We start from the raw sequence: 17173 nt of genomic DNA, 5'->3' as shown, positions 1-17173 counted from the left end.
CAAAAACGGTGTACGTTTTGCGTGTGCCGTTTTTATTTTATCATCATAAACCCTCATAATATTTTTTTAAATAACTAATTTTAACTACTCAAGTATTTTAGGCAAATGTTTGAAACTCTAAGAATTAGATGGATGGATTTAATTCTTAGGGCTTTAAATTTTGCCCTAAATAATAAGGAAAATATATGTTTAATATCATTCGTCAAGAATTTCAGTATGGCGATAACCAAGTTGTTTTAGAAACAGGGCGTATTGCTCGCCAAGCCAACAGTGTCCTTGTGCATATGGGCGGTGTTTCTGTATTGGTAGCGGTTGTGGTGCGTCCCGAAGCAGTTGCTGGTCAGGATTTTTTTCCTTTGACAGTCAATTATCAAGAAAAAATGTACGCATCAGGTAAAATTCCTGGTGGCTATGGCAAACGAGAGGGGCGTGCCAGTGAACTTGAAACATTGACATCACGTCTGATTGACCGCCCAATTCGACCATTGTTCCCAGAAGGTTATTATAACGAAATTCAGATTACTGCCACCACCATTTCATCAGACAAAACTCAAGATGCTGATATTGCGGCAATGATTGGTGCTTCGGCTGCTCTTGCTATTTCGCCAGCCCCCTTTAATGGACCAATTGGCGCAGCAAGAGTTGGGTTTATTGATGGTGAATATGTTTTAAACCCAACATTTGCGCAGATGAAGCAAAGTGATTTGGATTTGGTGGTTGCTGGTACAAAATCAGCGGTTTTGATGGTGGAATCTGAAGCAGATGAACTATCTGAAGACCAAATGCTTGGGGCGGTTTTATATGGGCATGCTCAGCAACAAATCGTTATTGATAACATCAATGCCTTTGCTCAAGCGGTAGGTAATGCCAAACAAGAATTTGTACCACCTGCAATTGATGAAAATCTAAACACCGCTTTAAAAGAAGCTTTTACTCAAAAGGTAAGTGAAGCTTACACCATTACCATCAAACAAGACCGTTATGCGCGTTTGGCTGAGCTTGAAACAGAGGCACTTGCCTTAGCGGGCGACGAAAATGCCGAAAATTATGAAGAAAAAGTTAAACAAATCAAAGAATTGTTTGAAAATCTAAAATACCGCACAGTGCGAGATAATATTTTATCGGGTAAACCACGTATTGATGGACGTGATTTAGAAACTGTACGTGCCTTGGACATTCAAGTAGGCGTATTGCCATGTACACACGGTTCAGCACTATTTACTCGCGGAGAAACTCAGGCGCTGGTAACCACAACACTTGGTACAACACGCGATGTAAACTTAGTGGATACGTTGGCGGGTACAAAGCAAGACAACTTCATGTTGCATTATAATTTTCCGCAGTATTCAGTAGGCGAAACAGGTCGTGAGAGTGGACCAAAACGCCGTGAAATTGGTCATGGTCGTTTGGCACGTCGTGGCGTTCAAGCGATGGTACCAACTGCTGACCGTTTCCCTTACACCATTCGTGTGGTGTCCGATATTACCGAATCAAATGGTTCATCATCAATGGCATCGGTTTGTGGCGCGTCTTTGGCATTGATGGATGCTGGCGTACCCTTAAAATCTCCTGTTGCAGGCATTGCCATGGGTCTAGTAAAAGAAGGAGAACGTTTTGCGGTGCTTTCGGATATTTTGGGCGATGAAGATCATTTGGGTGATATGGACTTTAAAGTAGCAGGTAGTGCCAATGGTATTACTGCTTTACAAATGGACATTAAGATTGAAGGTATCACCCCAGAAATTATGGAGCAGGCTCTAAAACAGGCTCATGCAGGGCGTATCCATATTCTAAACGCAATGAATCAGGTTATTTCTGCTTCTCGTACCGAAATTAGCGCTCACGCACCTAATTATGCCATCATTGAAATCAATCCTGAAAAAATTCGTGATGTCATTGGCAAGGGTGGGGCGACCATTCGTGCTTTAACTGAAGAAACAGGAGCGACCATTGATATTGATGATAATGGCACTATTCGTATTTTTGGGTTAAATAAAGCATCTACTAAGGCTGCCATTGCTCAGATTGAATCAATTGTTGCAGAAGTAGAAGTGGGCGCAGTATATGAAGGCACCGTTGCTCGCATTGTGGAATTTGGGGCATTTATTACCATCTTACCCGGTACAGATGGTTTGGTTCATATCAGTCAAATCGCTGATGAACGTGTGGAAAATGTAACTGACTACCTTAAAGAAGGGCAAAAGGTTAAAGTGCAGGTTCAGGATATTGACAATCGTGGACGTATTAAGCTGACGATGAAAGGCATTGAACAAGCCTAAATGCCAAAAAACCACTCATGATTGAGTGGTTTTTTTATTTGGTTGAGTGTTTAGGTTCAATCACAACTGGCAGTACAAGCCCTTTGCCAAAATTATCTGCAAATACATAATCGTGCTTTTGGGGGATGACGTCGTTTGTTGTGTTAATTACCAGTGACATATTAGCCCCATCTGTCAAATAATGTCCTAAATATTCGCCTTGTAACTGGTCTAAAATTTTACCCAGCGCTTCAGGAGCTGCCATACCCACTACAATGCTATGCTGGGCTTGTTTGTTGGTAATATTGTAGGCTTTGGCATAATTTTTAACTGCTTCAGTTTCAAGCGCAATCGGGTATTCATAAGTTTTGGTGTCTAAAATGGGTTGTTTGGTATCCACTAATGACCAATCGATTTTTACCTTACCATCTTTAGTAATAATGGGTTTTATCTCAGGTTCTTGGTCATTGCCATCGTCTTGATGTAACTGTGTGGCAAGCGCTTTTAAATCATGAGCCTCTTCAGCATTTTTGATTATCCTTTGTTCAGGTAGAGCGGACTCATCATTTTTGTTGGCAGATTGATGGTTTTGATTGTGGCAAGCAGTGACGCCTAAGACAAATCCAATCAAGACAAATAATTTTTTTTGCATAACAAACCTTTTGAGTTAAGATAATTTTATTTTTCTATCTAATTGATATATTGATTATCAAGTTATCTTAAAGATATAAATTATCATCAATTAAAATCTTAATAGCAATGATAGGATGTATTTAAAATTAAATCGTTACAGTATAAAATAAAAACCACCCAAATAGGCGGTTTATGATAAAAATTTGTAACATCACAAAGAAACATTTGAATTAAACTTCATCAATCTATTGTATCGCTGATTTAAAAGTTCATTGGTGTCTAGAATTTCCAATTGAGCCAACTGTTCGGTTAAAAGTGATTTTAAATTTTCCATCACCAGTTCTGGCTGCTCATGCGCTCCTAAACCTTCCTCAACAACTTCATCAATGAGCCCTAATTGGTGCAGGTGAGTTGCATCTAGTTTTAAAGCCTCAGATGCCTCAGGCGCTTTTTCAGCGGTACGCCATAAAATTGAGGCACAGCCTTCAGGGGAAATGACTGAATAGATGCTGTTTTGTAGCATATTTACCTTATCTGCCACTCCAATGGCAAGTGCGCCGCCAGAACCACCTTCACCAATTACTGTTGAGATGATTGGGGTTTTTAAACTGGAAAATACAGCAATGGATTTGGCAATCGCTTCAGCTTGCCCACGCTCTTCAGCACCAACGCCAGGATATGCTCCTTGCGTGTCAATGAATGTAAATACGGGTAGATTAAAGCGTTCTGCCATTTGCACAAGACGAATAACTTTGCGGTAACCTTCTGGATTTGCCATGCCAAAATTATGGGCAATGCGTTCCCTTGTTGACCGCCCACGGTGCTGACCAACAACCAAAACAGGTTTGTCATTAAAGCGTGCCAGACCACCTACGATTGCTTTATCATCAGCAAACGCTCTATCGCCATGCAACTCGTCAAACTCAGTGAATAAATTTGCTACGTAATCCAAAAACAAAGGACGCTTTGCATGACGAGCTAATTGAACGCTTTCCCAAACAGTACTCATAATTACTCCAAAATCTAAAATAAAATCAAGTTTTTAAAATCAAACAAATGTAAACTCACATTAGTTTAACACAGTCAAATTAGAATGCCAACTTGATATTTTATTTGTCATTGTTGATTGATGATTGAATGAATGTACCATAATTGGTTAGTTTATCACAAGTTTTATGCCCCATTTGGCAAATTGGCTAATATCAGCTGTTAATTGAGATAAAATCAATTCGCGGTGCAAGCCTTCCCCAACAGTAACTTGCCAGTAATCGGGATTTTTGATAAATAAATAAATGGGCGCTGATTTGATGGTACGGCTTTGGTTGGCGCTGACAGCAAGACGTAAAATTAGACATAAATACGCTAATTTACGACCGCCTAGATTTTCAATAATTTCTAAATTCTCTACCTTTAGTTTACGGCGGTGATATAAAGCAATTTGCGCCATTACTGCTTGTCCAGATTGGGCAAACCCTGCAATATCTGAAAATTCTAACAAATAAGCACTGTGTTTTTGGTAGTTGCTATGCCCAACTGCAAGCCCAATTTCGTGTAAATTTGACGCATAACGTAATAAATCTTTATCTTCGTTTGTAAATCCAAGTTCACTGCTTACAGCATCAAACAGTCTTTGACTGGTGCTAGTAACTCGTCCTGCTTGCTTGATGTCCACAGAATACCTTTGGGCAAGGGCGCTGATGCTACGGTCACGTACATCTTCATGATTGAGCCTACCTAGCATATCATACATGACGCCTTCGCGCAGCGCTCCGTCAGAGTAGCCTAATTTATCAATTTCAAAGACCTCCATAATCGCAAGCAATTCGGCAACACCTGCTGGAAATACCGCTTGACGATGAGCCTTGACACCTTGATAATCAATTTTATCAATATGCCCCAGTTTGATTAATTGTTTTTTGAGTTTGACCATGGCATCTAATGTGATGTATTCATGACACAAGCCTAATTCTTCTAACACCAATTTAGCTGCTTTTGCCGTACCCGATGAGGCAATTGCATTATCCCAACCTGTTTTTTTATAACGTTTGGTGATGGTGATTAAAGTGGCTTTGGTGGCATTCATGGCTGCATCAAAGGTTTGTTCAGTGATTTTACCATCGTCAAAAAATTTGCGAGTAAAGGAAACGCAGCCCATTTGCAAACTTTCCGTTTCAATAGGTTCAAAACCTTGACCGATGATAAATTCAGTAGAGCCACCACCAATATCAATCACCAGACGTTTATCTGTACTAGCATTAGAATGTGATACACCCAGATAAATTAACCGTGCTTCTTCTCGCCCTGCAATCACTTCAATGGGTTTTGGTAAAAGCACGTTTGCACGTTTGATAAATTCATTTGCATTGGCTGCCTTTCTTAAAGCATTGGTGGCGACAATACGCAGTCTTGAGCTGTCTACAGCACTGATATGTTGAGAAAAACGTCGCAAACAATCAATACCGCGCTGGATAGCTTCTTCAGATAAAATATTGTTTTCATCAAGCCCTGCGGCAAGCTGTACTTTTTCGGAAATGCTGGCGATTTTTCTTACTTCGCCATGGTCTAAACGAGCAATGGCTAAATGAAAACTGTTTGAGCCTAAGTCAATTGCCCCAAGCAATTCATCTTTACTAAGATTGCTGTCATGCAAAGATTGGGCGATTTGTTGATGGCGGGCAGTGGTATCAGTGAATATAGCTTTCATATTTTTCTTTCAATTCTTTTAATCAGGTAAATTGGAATAAATAGCTAATAAAAGCATTTATCTATAAAAATTACAAAGGCTGTATTTTAGCATTTTGCATTCGTATTTTTGTTAGCTTATTTTATTTTTCTTACGGATTTTTGTTTAGTCTGTTTGTTTAAGCCAGGCAGGATTGATATAGGCAGCTAAGTCATCAGGAATTTGGGCAATAAATGATTTTGGGCGTTTAGGGTGTGTGCAATCAGCCAAAAATAACTCATACGCATGTAAACACAAACGTTTTACAGGTGCTGCTTTAGGATTGTTTTGATATTTTTCATCACCAAGTAGAGCGTGCCCAATAGTTTTCATATGAACACGAATTTGATGCGTACGACCTGTTAGGGGGCTGGCTAGCACCAAGCTAACAGCTTGATTTTGTATATAAAATCTAGCAAGTGTTTGAATATGAGTGCTGCTGTCTTTGCCGTTTTTATCCACCTTAACGCGTCTTTCTCCGTTATCAAGTGTATATTTTAGCAAAGGTTTTTGAATGAGTTGGCGGTCTTTTTGCACATGTCCATCCACTAAGCATAAATAATTTTTGCGAATGGTTTTTTGTCGAAAACTTTCTTGCAACTCTTTTAGGGTACTGCGTTTTTTTGCAATCAGCAATAGCCCAGATGTTTCTTTATCGATACGATGAATGAGTTCTAAGTATTTTTTTCCTGTGGCAAACCGCATTGCTTCAATTATCCCAAAACTTTCACCGCTGCCTCCATGTACTGCTATACCATAAGGTTTATTAAGTACAATTAGCCCATCATCTTCATACAAAATTCGTGATAACAAACTTTTGGCAAAATTATCACTAATCATCACGTCGTCGCGCGTGGCTAAACGCACAGGAGCAATGCGTACCACATCACCTACATTTAAACGATTAAAAGCCTTACAGCGTTTGCTATTAATACGAATTTCATCACGGCGAATCATGTTGTATAAATGACTTTTAGGAAGACCTTTTAAACGCGTAAGCAAAAAATTATCAATCCTTTGCCCATCCTGATTTGGCGTGATGGTTAAGTAGTTAACTTGGTCAAAGTTGTTAATTGCATTATCGGCTGTTTGGGTTTCTGAGGGTTTTTTGTAGGAATTTTGAAAATTTTTCATCTTTTAGTAGGCAAGTGGCAAATAATTTGCTATAGTTTAGCATGTTGCATTTAGATACTCCACAATCAATCCTAATTTGGCTTTTGGTATACATTTGTGATCAATATGTTTATCAAAACAAGCAGCCATCTACTGAATTTTTTTAGGTGTTTTAATTTTTTTTTTGAGATATCTTTATATGCAGCCCAACACAATTTTTATTTTTGATTTTAATAATAACATCAAGTGATGTAAAAGATTTTGACAGAAAAGAAGCTGACACAAAAACACAAGACAAACCTGTTTTTGTAAAGTAATTATTGGCGCGTATCTGATGATATTGTACCAATACTGAAGTTTAAATACGATTTTTGAATTTTGTATAAAATTCAACCAAATATTTTGCCAAACTCAGGGTGCATAATATATAAAATATATTATTAATGAAGTTTGGGTTTTGGTATTTTAAATAACTGATGAACAATGACACCAATGTGCATGATTGCATTAATCAATTTTTAGTGATTGTCACACTGGTTTTGCGCAATCAAGAATGGATATTTGGCAAAGTAAGTTTAATAATTGAATAAAAAACATACATTCAGATAAAAATTCAGAATGAGTGTTTTACTTGTTTATCAGTTAAACAAATAACCAAAATATAAAACAATCAAAACTACTCTTAAAAAATCTAACTGCACTTGATGTTAATTTTGGGAAAATTCCCATTAAGGAACGTCATGAAACGCATTTTAATCAACGCAACCCATAACGAAGAAATTCGCGTAGCGTTGTGTAAAGATAATCATTTATACGATTTTGATTTGGAAAATCGTACCCGCGAACAAAAAAAATCCAATATTTACAAAGGGTACATTACCCGAGTTGAACCATCTTTAGAAGCGGTTTTTGTGGAATATGGTTCGGCACGACAAGGTTTTTTGCCACTGCGTGAAATCAGTGCAGAATATCTAAAAGGCGACCCCAGAACGGATTCAATTCGTCATCTTATCAAAGAAGGCGATGAGGTGATTGTGCAGGTTGAAAAAGAAGAACGTGGTAATAAAGGAGCGGCGCTATCAACTTATATTTCACTGGCGGGGCGTTATCTGGTATTGATGCCAAACAACGATAAGGCGGGCGGAATTAGCCGTCAGATTTCTGGTAAAGTTCGCGAAGAGATGAAGCAAATCATCAATAACTTGTCTATCCCAAATGGGATGAGTGTTATTGTGCGTACCGCAGGATTGGGTAAGGGGTTTGATGATTTACAAAATGATTTGGGACATTTGCTAGATATTTGGGCATCCATTTTGGAACAAAATCGCGTACGTCCTAGCCCGTGCCTTGTCCATCAAGAAGCAGGCGTGGTTACTCGTGCGGTACGTGATTATTTGCGTGATGATATCGGCGAAGTATGGATTGATAGTGAACATGCGTATAATGAGGCAGCAAACTTTATCGCCTCAGTGATGCCAAACCAATTGGGCAAATTGCGAAAATATACCGATTACGAACCTTTATTTGCTCATTTTAATATTGAAAGACAAATTGAAACCGCATATCAGCGCGAAGTGCGTTTGCCGTCAGGTGGCTCTATTGTGATTGACCAAACTGAAGCAATGGTTGCTATTGATATTAACTCATCAAAATCAACCAAAGGTTCAGACGTTGCCGAAACCGCCTATCACACCAATTTAGAAGCTGCCGATGAAATCGCCCGTCAGCTGCGTCTACGTGATATGGGTGGGCTGATTGTCATTGATTTTATTGATATGAACGACCCTCGCCATCAAAAAGACGTGGAAAAACGCCTAATTGATGCCACGCGTTACGATAGAGCGCGCGTGCAATTTGCTGAAATTAGCAAATTTGGCTTGATGGAAATGAGTCGTCAGCGTCTACGCCCATCGTTGGAAGAATCCACAGGATACATTTGTCCACGTTGTCATGGTAATGGCATGATTCGCGATTTACGTTCTTTGGCATTATCCATCATGCGCCAGCTTGAACAAATTGCTTTAAAAGAGCGTATGGGTGAAATTCAGGCTGAAGTACCAACTGAAATTGCTGCTTTTTTACTTAATGAAAAACGCGAAAGTTTGGTGTATTTGGAACAAGATAGCGGTGTACGTATTACAATTTTGCCACATGCGCATTTAGAAAGCCCTAATTTTAGTCTGCATTTTAATCCAGATGGTTTTGCGCCATCAAGCTATGAACGCATTGTCGATGCTGAAGAAAAAGACGCTGTTGATAAAGGCTACGATACCAATTGGCATACTGCAGAAGTTCAACAATCAGGAACTAATCGTTGGCAAAAGGTGGCAAGCGACAAAAATGACAAAAACGACAAAGTTAAAAAAGAAACCAAAATTCCTGAAAAAATGCCAACCCAAACAGTGGCGTGGTTATCTAATTTGTTCGCTCCAAAACCACAAGCCAATTTGACAGGCGCACTAAATAATAACGATGTTACAGCGGCTATTGAGAGCATTGTTAATAGTGGACGAGTCAGCTTAGGTTCGGCAGGTGCGGTTCATATTGCTGACACAACACGCACAAAAGAATCCGAAGAGCGCAAAAACACCAAACCTAGAAAACGACGCGAGTTTAAAGAAGAAATTGTAGAGGTTAAAACTGATAAATCGTATAAATCTTCAGATAAGCCTTCAGAGCATAAATCGGCAGAATTTAAAGCTGATTATGACAAAGATAAACAGGATAAAGCTGATAAACGCGTCAAAAAAGAAGAAAATAAAAAAGAGGAAAAGTCTGAATACCCAAGACGTGATGCTCATTCAGTGCGTGAGCCACGTGGCGAAGTGGTACGCATGGAAACATTAAAACCAAAAGCAGAAAAAACGACGCGTACCGAGAAATCGTCCATAGAAAAAGAACCTGTGCAAAAAGAGCAAAAAACCGACGTTGTGTTGCAAGTGATTGCCAGTCCTAAAACCGAAAAAACAGCAGAGGTAGTACATTTATCATTGGATAATAGCAAAGAAGAACCCAAAAAATTGGTGCAAAAATCTAAAGATAAAGCCATCACAAAAGCACAAGTAGAAAGTGTCAAAGCAATTGATAATGCTCAAACCCAATCTTTGGCTCAAGAAAAAAATCATCAGCAAACTGTGCATATGGAAGAAACCCAGTCAGTATCGATGCCTGAAGATGTAGTTCAAAGTTCTAAAACTCAAACAAAATTTGTTGATACTCAATCTGATATAATACAAATTTCATCAGATTCAGTGCAGCCCAAAACAGATGCTGTGTCAAACGATAAACTTATTGATGACTCATCACAACATGATGCATCAAGTCAAAAATCAGCTGCTTTGCAGCTTGACCAAGCAAAACTGACCGCAATTGCCCAGCAAATGCGACGCGCTAATAATGACCCACGAGTAATTGCCGCTTACCATCAAATGCCAATCGCTATTAACGGTTTGTCAGGCGAGTTTATTCAAAAGGTGCTAGGAGCTAAAGCCAGTGGCGATTTTATTGCAGACTTTTTATTGGCGTTAAAACACAATGAGCAAAATCAAGATTTTGATTTGCGTGATTTTAGCAATTATGGTTATGCTCCACTCAATGGTAGTTATTTAGCAGAATTTCATCAAAATACCACACCAGTTGGGCAATTTAACGCACCTCAAGGAAAAACTGCCGTAACACCATCACCAATTTGTAAGCGTGCCAGCAACGACCCGCGTGGACAGCATCCTGATTTTGGTAAATTGGCTGAAAATCAATCCTTGCAAATGGTTCAAATGCAAATTGACCAAACAGAGCAGGTAGATACAACTGCACAGATTGCTCCTCAATCTGATGCCACGGATATTAGCCAAAAATTAGTGGACAATGTGTTAAATGATGTCATAGAAAATCAGTTGGAGTTATTTACTGAACAAGTATTAAGTGATGATAAACCAAAAGCAGAGCAGGTAAAACCAACAGGTAAAAAAGCAGATGACAAAAAGAAATCAGACAACTATAAAAATATGATTGAGATAGTTTCTGATTTGATGTTGCCACCACAGTTGGGGATTTTAAATTTAGTTGCTACGCCTAAAAAGCCTAAACCTACTAAACCAAAAAACTCCAAATCATCAGTGAACAAAAAAACTTCCAAGGCTGCTCAAAAATCACAGGTGGTTAAGCGTAAAGTAGCAGAAAAATTACCAGAAAATCAGGACCTGATAGCTAAACCAGAAGGCAAGCAGCATTTAAATGATGATTAAATTAACAGGATAAACGAATCATCAAAAAACCCTAAAGTAGTGCTTTAGGGTTTTTATTTGGTTAATTGATAAAGAAATTGATGTTTAACGTATTTGTCCTTGACCAAGAACAATCCATTTTTGAGAAGTTAAGCCATGCAAACCAACAGGACCACGAGCGTGTATTTTGTCAGTTGAGATGCCAATTTCTGCTCCAAGACCATATTCAAAGCCATCAGCAAAACGGCTAGAAGCATTAATCATAACACTGCTAGAATCCACTTCTTTTAAAAATTTTTGGCCATTGGTGTAATCATTTGTGATAATGACATCAGTATGATGACTGCCGTAGTGATTGATATGACTGATGGCATGGTTTACATCATCAACAATTTTTACTGCTAAAATTGGCGCAAGATATTCTTCATACCAATCGTTTTCAGTGGCTAAAGTGATGTTAAGTTTGGTTAAATCATCAGTTAAATGGGCGTAGCTATTATTACAAACTCGAAAACTCATCGCTGGATCAGCATCTTTTATTGCCATTAAAATTGGATGCAAAAACTCACTGGCAATATCGGCGTGAATCAGCAGTGTTTCCATGGTATTACAGGTGCCGTATCGAGATGTTTTAGCATTAACACAGATATTTTTTGCCATGGTCAAGTCAGCGGATTTATCAATAAACGTATGGCAATTACCATCAAGATGTTTGATGACAGGAATTTGAGTGTGTTTGCTGATGCGCTCAACAAGCCCGCGACCACCGCGTGGTATCACCACATCAATAAATTTAGGCAAGGTAATCAAACAATCTATAGCGCTGCGGTCAGTGGTTTGTAAAACTTGTACACAGTGATTGGATAATCCAGCTTTAACCAAAGCAATTTGTATGCATTTTGCTAGCAGCTGATTGGAAAAAAACGCTTCACTGCCACCACGCAAAATAATCGCATTACCTGATTTAATAGCAAGACTTGCCGCTTCTATTGTAACATTGGGGCGTGATTCATAAATCATGGCAATCACGCCCAAAGGCACACGCATTTTGCCCAAATGAATACCACTTGGACGATAATTCATATCGCTAATTTCACCAATTGGGTCAGACAGTGCAATGACATCATCTAAAGAGTTCAGAATATTTTGGAAGACTGTTTCACTAATGATAAGCCTGTCTTTTAAAGCGCAAGCAAGCTCATTTTGCACCGCTTTTTGAATATCTTGTTCATTGGCGGTAAAAATATCTTGCTTATATTCAATTAGTACGTCTTTAAGATTGATGAGTACTTGGTTTTTGGTTTGACTATCCAAAGCACGCATTTGGTTGGCAGCTTGTTTGGCTTGGCTGGCAATCAAGCGCACATAAGCAGAAATATCATCAGTTAGCATGGCAACCTTTTTTTGTCATTTTAAAAATAGCTGTATTTAAAAAAACCGTATTAAAAAAATTGTTTATTTAAATTCCATTAAGGCTTTTGAACGGCAAGAGCCTTTAAAGTTTCAGGTGATGACCATAAACCTTCTAAATCATAAAATTCTCGTGCTTGCGGTGTCATAATATGCACTACAATTGCTCCCAAATCCACTAGCGTCCAATCGCTATCTTTATCACCTTCACGACCAAGGGGCATGAGTCCAGCTTCTTTGGCTTTTGCACCCAGTTTGTCTGCCAAAGCCTTTACATGACGTTTGCTGGTGGCATTGGCGATTATCATGCGTTCGGCAATTTCGGTTAGATGCTCAACCTCCATCACGGTAATGGCTTGAGCTTTTAAATCTTCTAGAGCGGATACCACAAGGGCAATTTGTTCATCTAATGTAAGTGTTGTCATAATAATTTATAGGTTAAAATACTTAATTATAACATAGTTTGATAAAGTTGATGTGTTTTTATATAGTCGAACACAGACGGTAATAAAAAAGGTTTGGCAAGTTTTGGACTTTGACTTAAATATTGACGAATCTGGCTAGAAGAAATGTCAGGTATGGGTGTATCATCCCAAAAAATTTTATCAAAATGCTGACTAAATTCCGAAAAGTCATTGGTGAGCTGATTTTTTAACCTATCAGACACTTGATTGGCATTGCGTTTAAAAGCCCAAAACTGTACATAATTTAGAATGTCTTTGTTGTCCTTCCAACGATCAAAACTTGCCAAACTGTCTTGACCAACAATAAAAATAAGCCGGTCATCAACATAACACTTTTTTAGTTGTTTAACAGTATCAATGGTAAAAACAGGCGGTTTTTGATAAACCTCTAAACTATCAACAACAAAAGGCGTGTTTTCTACAGCAAGATTTAGCATTGAAAGACGGTGATTGACGGAGGTTGGTGCTGATTTTAAAGGGTTGCCAGCGGTTGGCAAAAACGACAGAATGATGGGAGTTTTTGGAAAGGTTTGTTGAAGTTTTTTATAAACAGTTTTTGCCATTGTTTGATGCCCTAAGTGTATCGGGTCAAAGCTGCCACCTAAAAAAACACGTATTTTTTGAAAAGATATAGAAGGAAAATGAGTTTGCATTTTTCAAGCACAATCGATAAAAATATGCTATTATAAACGATTAGACTTGAAAATTTTATATTTTACACCTATAATATACTGCCCAGAAAATGGGCATAGCGATAAATGATGAGATTTATCATTTTTTAATTAACGGGAGAAATTGCCAATGGCAACCACAAACCAGCTTATCCGCAAGGGTCGCAGAACAATCACGGAAAAATCAAAAGTTCCAGCATTGCAAGCTTGCCCTCAGCGTCGTGGTGTGTGTACTCGTGTTTACACCACTACTCCAAAAAAACCAAACTCAGCCATGCGTAAAGTATGTCGTGTACGTTTAACTTCAGGTTATGAAGTATCTAGCTACATCGGCGGTGAAGGTCATAACTTACAAGAACACAGCGTTGTATTGATTCGCGGTGGTCGTGTAAAAGACTTACCAGGTGTGCGTTATCATACCGTACGTGGCGCACTTGACTGTGCTGGTGTAAAAGACCGTAAACAAGGTCGTTCAAAATATGGTGCTAAGCGTCCTAAGGCATAAGCCTACGCTTAAAAAAATTGATTGTGCGTGTTTAGCACGCAGTAAGGCTGGCTGATTTCATTGAATAAATTGAATGATACTAAGTCATGCCAGAGTTACCCTGAAGATTTAAGGAAATAATATGCCAAGACGTCGCGTCGTTGCCGCTCGTGAGATTCTACCAGACCCAAAATTTGGTAGCCAAACAATTGCTAAGTTTATTAACCATGTAATGGTTGATGGCAAAAAATCTATCGCAGAAAAAATTGTGTATGGTGCGTTAGATGCCGTTACTGCAAAACGTAATGTTGAAGACCCTGTTGCGTTTTTTGAGGAAGTTTTAGAAAGCGTTCGCCCAACTGTAGAAGTAAAAGCTCGCCGTGTCGGTGGTGCAACTTATCAAGTACCAATGGAAGTACGTGCCTCCCGTCGTACTGCGTTGGCAATGAGATGGCTTGCTGATGCTGCCGCAAAGCGTTCTGAAAAATCTATGGCGCTACGTTTGGCAGGCGAATTAAATGACGCTGCTGACGGCAAAGGTAATGCCATCAAAAAACGTGATGATGTTCATCGTATGGCAGATGCTAACAAAGCATTCTCACATTTCCGCTTCTAAATTGTGCATCCAGACTTTGGGTCGTTATTAAAGCAATTTAAGAGCAATTGGGTAGTTCCCAAAATAACTTAAAAAATCCAAAACTTAAATTTCTTTTTTAAGTTTTGGAGTCAAATTAAGAATTTTTCTAGGAAAAATTATGGCTCGCAAAACCCCCCTTAATAGATACCGCAATATTGGTATCTCTGCACACATTGATGCAGGTAAAACTACCACTTCAGAGCGTATTTTATTCTACACAGGCAAAAGCCATAAGTTGGGCGAAGTACACGAAGGCGCAGCGACCATGGACTGGATGGAGCAGGAGCAGGAGCGTGGTATTACAATTACCTCTGCTGCAACTACCACCTTTTGGTCAGGTATGTCAGAACAATTTCCAGAGCATCGTATCAACCTAATTGACACCCCCGGTCACGTTGATTTTACAATTGAAGTAGAACGTTCTATGCGTGTACTTGATGGCGCATGTATGGTTTACTGTGCAGTAGGTGGCGTACAACCACAATCTGAAACTGTATGGCGTCAAGCTAACAAATACAAAGTGCCCCGTTTGGCGTTTGTCAATAAAATGGACCGTACTGGCGCAAACTTTTTCCGCGTAGTAGAGCAAGTAAAAACTCGTTTGGGCGGTAACCCTGTGCCAATCGTTGTGCCAATTGGTGCAGAAGACACTTTTGCTGGCGTAGTGGATTTGCTTGAAATGAAATCCATTATTTGGGATGAAGCATCTCAAGGTATGAAGTTTGAATATGGTGAAATCCCAGCTGATTTGGTAGATATTGCTGAAGAGTGGCGCACCAATATGGTTGAAGCAGCAGCTGAGTCTTCTGAAGAACTAATGGATAAATACCTAGAAGATGGCGATTTATCTTGTGAAGACATCGTAAAAGGTTTGCGTACCCGCACCCTAGCTTGCGAAATTCAACCAATGCTTTGTGGTACTGCCTTTAAAAATAAAGGTGTACAACGCATGTTGGATGCAGTGATTGAATTCTTGCCAGCTCCAGATGATGTTGAAGCAATTAAAGGTGTATTAGATGATAAAGACGAAACTGAAGCTACCCGTGCATCGTCCGATGATGAGCCTTTTGCAGCGCTTGCATTTAAGATTATGAACGATAAATACGTTGGTAACCTTACTTTCGTACGTGTTTATTCAGGTGTTGCTAAGCAAGGCGACAGTGTTTATAACCCTGTCAAAATGAAACGTGAACGTATTGGTCGTATCGTTGAGATGCATGCCAACTCTCAAAATGAAGTTGAAGAAGTTCGCGCTGGCGATATCGTAGCGTTTGTTGGATTAAAAGACGTTACTACAGGTGATACTTTGTGTGATAACAATAATATCATCACACTTGAGCGTATGGAATTCCCGGAACCTGTAATTAGCCTTGCGGTTGAGCCAAAAACCAAAGCTGACCAAGAAAAGATGTCTATCGCTTTAGGTCGTCTTGCTAAAGAAGATCCATCATTCCGTGTTCGTACTGATGAAGAATCAGGTCAAACTATCATCTCAGGTATGGGCGAGTTGCATCTTGACATCTTAGTTGATCGTATGAAACGTGAGTTTGGTGTGGAAGCCAATATTGGCGCACCTCAGGTAGCTTATCGTGAAACAATTCGTCAGCAAGTAGAAGTTGAAGGTAAATTTGTTCGCCAAACTGGTGGTCGTGGTAAGTTTGGTCATGTATGGCTCCGTTTGGAACCGCTTGACCCAACAGGTGATGTTGAGTACGAATTTGCTGAAGAGATTGTTGGTGGTGTTGTACCAAAAGAGTACCATTCAGCAGTTGATAAAGGCATTCAAGAACGTATGAAGAGTGGTGTTCTGGCGGGCTATCCAGTTGTTGGCGTAAAAGCAACCTTGTATGATGGTTCTTACCATGATGTTGACTCTGACGAGCTATCATTTAAGATGGCGGGTTCTATGGCGTTCAAAAAAGGCTTTATGCAAGCAAGCCCAGCACTACTTGAACCGATCATGAAAGTTGTGGTAGAAACCCCAGAAGACTATATGGGTGATATCATGGGTGACTTAAACCGTCGCCGTGGCGCAGTGCAAGGTATGAATGATTTGCATGGTGGCGTTAAAGAAATCACCGCAGAAGTACCGCTAGCTGAAATGTTTGGTTATGCAACCCAAATGCGTTCCATGTCACAGGGTCGCGCAACGTATTCTATGGAATTTTCAAAATACCAAGAAACTCCGAAAAACGTTGCTGATGAAATCATCAAAAAATTCGTTGCTAAAGACGACGACGAGTAATTTGTTTGTTGTAAAAACTGCTTGTTTTAGGCAAGCAGTTTTCTAGAACATTGAACTTATCACTTTTTATTAAGGAAATATTATGGCAAAGGCCAAGTTTGAACGTAATAAACCGCACGTAAACGTGGGTACCATCGGACACGTTGACCATGGTAAAACCACTCTAACTGCTGCTATTGCAACTGTTGCTGCTAAACATCACGGTGGTGAAGCAAAAGACTATGCAGCGATTGACTCAGCTCCAGAAGAAAAAGCACGTGGTATCACCATCAATACTTCTCACATTGAGTATGACACCGCAAACCGTCACTAT

The 17173-nt window shown here is 39.4% G+C and carries 13 protein-coding genes; 6 read left to right on the top strand and 7 right to left on the bottom strand.

Annotated elements, in window-relative coordinates:
- The first annotated feature begins 185 nt into the window (after window positions 1-185).
- On the top strand, window positions 186-2279 hold the full coding sequence (pnp, locus tag ACZBKJ_RS01115) for a polyribonucleotide nucleotidyltransferase (RefSeq protein WP_463199067.1): 2094 nt from the start codon (window positions 186-188) through the stop codon (window positions 2277-2279).
- A 34-nt stretch (window positions 2280-2313) separates the two neighbouring features.
- Here the strand turns inward: pnp and ACZBKJ_RS01110 are convergent, their stop codons facing one another.
- The 4 genes from ACZBKJ_RS01110 to ACZBKJ_RS01095 form a co-directional block, all read right to left on the bottom strand.
- Window positions 2314-2910: a hypothetical protein gene (locus tag ACZBKJ_RS01110; RefSeq protein WP_463199066.1), complete on the bottom strand. Its 597-nt coding sequence runs from the start codon at window positions 2908-2910 to the stop codon at window positions 2314-2316.
- A gap of 192 nt (window positions 2911-3102) precedes the next feature.
- Window positions 3103-3900: an acetyl-CoA carboxylase carboxyltransferase subunit alpha gene (locus tag ACZBKJ_RS01105; RefSeq protein ID WP_463199065.1), complete on the bottom strand. Its 798-nt coding sequence runs from the start codon at window positions 3898-3900 to the stop codon at window positions 3103-3105.
- Between the two features lie 147 nt (window positions 3901-4047).
- Complete coding sequence (locus ACZBKJ_RS01100) at window positions 4048-5595, bottom strand: Ppx/GppA phosphatase family protein (protein ID WP_463199063.1); 1548 nt, start codon at window positions 5593-5595, stop codon at window positions 4048-4050.
- A gap of 144 nt (window positions 5596-5739) precedes the next feature.
- On the bottom strand, window positions 5740-6747 hold the full coding sequence (locus tag ACZBKJ_RS01095; protein ID WP_463199062.1) for an RluA family pseudouridine synthase: 1008 nt from the start codon (window positions 6745-6747) through the stop codon (window positions 5740-5742).
- Window positions 6748-7466: 719 nt separating this feature from the next.
- Between ACZBKJ_RS01095 and ACZBKJ_RS01090 the strand changes: the two genes are divergently transcribed.
- A complete protein-coding gene (locus tag ACZBKJ_RS01090) occupies window positions 7467-10970 on the top strand; it encodes an Rne/Rng family ribonuclease (RefSeq protein ID WP_463199061.1) in 3504 nt (1167 codons plus the stop codon).
- An 84-nt stretch (window positions 10971-11054) separates the two neighbouring features.
- Here ACZBKJ_RS01090 and ACZBKJ_RS01085 read toward each other — a convergent pair whose 3' ends face one another.
- The 3 genes from ACZBKJ_RS01085 to nadD all read right to left on the bottom strand — a co-directional run bounded on the left by ACZBKJ_RS01085 (window position 11055) and on the right by nadD (window position 13476).
- Window positions 11055-12341 carry a glutamate-5-semialdehyde dehydrogenase gene (locus tag ACZBKJ_RS01085; RefSeq protein ID WP_463199059.1) on the bottom strand — a complete coding sequence of 429 codons (1287 nt, stop codon included), beginning with the start codon at window positions 12339-12341 and terminating at the stop codon, window positions 11055-11057.
- Between the two features lie 77 nt (window positions 12342-12418).
- A complete protein-coding gene (gene rsfS / locus ACZBKJ_RS01080; RefSeq protein ID WP_463199058.1) occupies window positions 12419-12784 on the bottom strand; it encodes a ribosome silencing factor in 366 nt (121 codons plus the stop codon).
- A 26-nt stretch (window positions 12785-12810) separates the two neighbouring features.
- A complete protein-coding gene (nadD, locus tag ACZBKJ_RS01075) occupies window positions 12811-13476 on the bottom strand; it encodes a nicotinate (nicotinamide) nucleotide adenylyltransferase (RefSeq protein WP_463199057.1) in 666 nt (221 codons plus the stop codon).
- Window positions 13477-13624: 148 nt separating this feature from the next.
- On the opposite strand from nadD, the gene rpsL reads away from it, so the two are divergent.
- The 4 genes from rpsL to ACZBKJ_RS01055 form a co-directional block, all read left to right on the top strand.
- Window positions 13625-13999 (top strand): 30S ribosomal protein S12, encoded by a 375-nt coding sequence (gene rpsL, locus ACZBKJ_RS01070; RefSeq protein ID WP_463199056.1) that lies wholly within the window; start codon window positions 13625-13627, stop codon window positions 13997-13999.
- Window positions 14000-14120: 121 nt separating this feature from the next.
- Window positions 14121-14594 (top strand): 30S ribosomal protein S7, encoded by a 474-nt coding sequence (gene rpsG / locus ACZBKJ_RS01065; RefSeq protein ID WP_463199055.1) that lies wholly within the window; start codon window positions 14121-14123, stop codon window positions 14592-14594.
- Window positions 14595-14733: 139 nt separating this feature from the next.
- On the top strand, window positions 14734-16860 hold the full coding sequence (gene fusA / locus ACZBKJ_RS01060) for an elongation factor G (protein WP_463199054.1): 2127 nt from the start codon (window positions 14734-14736) through the stop codon (window positions 16858-16860).
- Between the two features lie 82 nt (window positions 16861-16942).
- On the top strand, window positions 16943-17173 hold a 231-nt coding region (locus tag ACZBKJ_RS01055), incomplete at its 3' end, for a GTP-binding protein (protein WP_463199053.1).

This window comes from Moraxella sp. I5G (assembly GCF_055193055.1).
Note: the sequence above shows the minus strand (reverse complement) of the source record. Positions and strands in the feature narration are given on the sequence as shown.